General features: G+C 47.4%; 2 protein-coding genes. One reads left to right on the top strand and one right to left on the bottom strand.

Going from position 1 to position 2,760, the window contains the following annotated elements:
* Positions 1-163 precede the first annotated feature (163 nt).
* Positions 164-1,057: a 16S rRNA (cytosine(1402)-N(4))-methyltransferase RsmH gene (rsmH, locus tag RMO52_RS04540; RefSeq protein WP_310411282.1), complete on the top strand. Its 894-nt coding sequence runs from the start codon at positions 164-166 to the stop codon at positions 1,055-1,057.
* Between the two features lie 435 nt (positions 1,058-1,492).
* On the opposite strand, the gene clpX is transcribed toward rsmH, so the two are convergent.
* Positions 1,493-2,760 (bottom strand): ATP-dependent protease ATP-binding subunit ClpX (gene clpX, locus RMO52_RS04535; RefSeq protein ID WP_310411279.1); only part of this gene is annotated, 1,268 nt, incomplete at its 5' end.

Below are 2,760 nucleotides of genomic sequence, written 5' to 3'. Positions count from 1 at the left end.
CACACTCCTTGAATTCTCTCCTAATATTGTCTGAACTATGATTAAAATGATTGACTGATGGACTTTGATGCACTGCTATCCGACAATCAAAGTCCATCTATCAATCACATAAATCATAGTTCGGACAGTATATTCTCCCATCTCCCATCTCCCATCTCCCAACATGGATCCCGAATTCGTACACATTCCAGTTTTAAGCCAAGAAATAATCGCGGGATTGGATGTCGTTGCAGGTGGTTGGTATTTGGATGCTACCGTCGGCGGTGGCGGACATAGCGAACTAATTTTACAAGCTGCGCCAGACGTAAATCTAGTCGCACTAGATCGAGATTTGCAGGCTTTAGATGCAGCCAAGTTGAGGCTCGCACCCTATGGCGAACGCGTCCAATTTTGGCATGGCAATTATGCTGACTACCAACCTGCAAACCAAAAATTTGATGGTATTATTGCCGATTTGGGTGTGAGTTCGGTGCAATTAGACTTAGCCGAGCGTGGCTTTAGTTTTCGGAATGAAGCACCGCTAGATATGCGGATGGATCGATCTCAAGGTAGTACCGCAGCAGATTTGGTCAATCATACGTCGGAAGTTGAGTTGGCGCGGATTATTTTTACTTATGGGGAAGAACGCCTATCTCGGCAAATTGCCCGCGATATCGTCGCCGGACGACCGTATACGACCACAACACAGTTAGCTTATACGATCGGAGGTGCCGTTCCCAAGTCTTATCGGTATGGGCGAATTCATCCGGCTACCCGCACGTTTCAGGCTCTAAGAATTGCTGTCAATCAGGAGTTAAGTTCGCTCGAAAAATTTTTGGCAGTTGCCCCAACTTGGCTGGAGCCTGGTGGTAAGATTGGGCTGATTAGCTTTCACAGTCTCGAAGATCGGATTGTCAAACATACGCTCCGCGAAAATGAGGGGTTAAAAGTTTTAACCAAAAAGCCGATTATCGCCACTGATGTTGAATTGGCTGCCAATCCACGCGCTCGATCGGCTAAATTGAGATGGGCGATAAATTCGATCGCTAATATATCCTCAAACAAAAACGGCTGGTAACAATGTTACCAGCCTTGAAAGCTTAAACCCCGATTTCCCTTAGTAATGGTGAATTTACAGTTAGGTCAGCACTACTAAAAAAGAATTATTAAAATTCGCGTTGCTAAACTTAAAATACTTTAGTCTAGCGGTTGGAATCTATATATTAAAGATATCTTGCTTTTCCCACTTTGTACATCAGCCATTTGATGGAACTTATTACTAGATTCGCTCTTCTATGGCTTGACATCAAACAGGATTTATGTATTGAAGTTCAGCTTTAGACGATACTTGCAGGCGATTCTCAGAGTGGGGATAAAGTACACGCTCTGTCTGTAATTATACCAATCGACGATCGAGCTTAGTGGATAAGTTCTCTAAGATATTTGGCGTAGAGATCCGCTCGATCTCGATTACCTCTCGGCGCGGCTACGCCAACGGGCTTAAATCCGATAGCTATGCTGATTCGGGCTTGGGTACGGATGTGGGATGAATTAACAATTCAGCGGTCGATCTTTTTTCCACCATTTCGCGGGTAATCTTACAGCGGGTGAGATCTTTGCGCGAGGGTAACTCATACATCACATCGAGCATCAGTTCCTCGACAATGCCACGCAAGGCTCTAGCTCCGGTTTTACGGCGGTGGGCTTCTTTGGCAATTGCGCGAATGGCATCGGGGTCGAATTCGAGGGCAACATTGTCCATGTGGAGCAGTTTCTCGTACTGTTTGACCAAGGCACTACGCGGCTCGGTCAGAATCGAAACTAGGGCATTTTCATCTAAGGGTTTGAGGGTGGCAATCACGGGAACCCGGCCGATAAATTCGGGGATTAGGCCGTATTTAACTAAGTCTTCTGGCTCTAGGTACTTCATCATATCCGCTGCCCGTTGTTCGCGGTTAATAGTCTCACCTTGCTGGATAAAGCCCATCGACTTTTTACCTAGTCGCTGCTCGATCGTTTTTTCAAGTCCGACAAATGCCCCACCACAGATAAACATGATGTTGCTGGTATCAATCTGGATACAGTCTTGGTAGGGGTGCTTTCTACCACCTTGGGGTGGTACGCTGGCGATCGTCCCTTCGAGCATTTTTAGGAGTGCTTGCTGTACGCCTTCCCCGGAGACATCGCGGGTAATTGAGGGATTTTCACTCTTGCGGGCAATTTTGTCGATTTCATCGATGTAGATGATGCCGCGCTGGGCTTCTTCGACATCCATGTCGGCAACTTGGAGCAGTCTGAGGAGGATGTTTTCGACATCTTCGCCGACATAGCCAGCTTCGGTAAGGGTAGTGGCATCAGCGACCGCAAAGGGCACGTCTAGCACTTTGGCTAGGGTTTGGGCGAGCATTGTTTTCCCACAACCAGTGGGACCAACTAGCAAGATATTGGACTTTTGGAGTTCGACTCCATCATCGATGGCGTTCGCTTTGTGGATGCCATTTACCCCTGTGGGCGGTTGCTGGGGGGTCGGATTAGCACTTTTGGCTTGGGCGTAACTAAGCCGTTTGTAATGGTTGTAGACGGAGACAGAGAGGACTTTTTTGGCTTCGTCTTGACCGATCACATGTTCGTCGAGATATTTCTTTAACTCGCGCGGTTTGGGCATCTGGCTGAGGTTCATCGGCACAGATTCGCGACGTTTGCGCGGTGGTTCGGATTTGCTGGGTGGATGAGTTACCGGTCCGTTGGGATCTAGTAATTCTTCATCGAGGATCTCATTAC

The organism is Chamaesiphon sp. OTE_8_metabat_110, assembly GCF_031382685.1.
Taxonomy (GTDB): domain Bacteria; phylum Cyanobacteriota; class Cyanobacteriia; order Cyanobacteriales; family Chamaesiphonaceae; genus Chamaesiphon.
Note: the sequence above shows the minus strand (reverse complement) of the source record. Positions and strands in the feature narration are given on the sequence as shown.

Bases quoted from the DNA above. Each gene is read 5' to 3' on its own strand.
- rsmH (WP_310411282.1), top strand. From the start codon at position 164: ATGGATCCCGAATTCGTACACATTCCAGTTTTAAGCCAAGAAATAATC.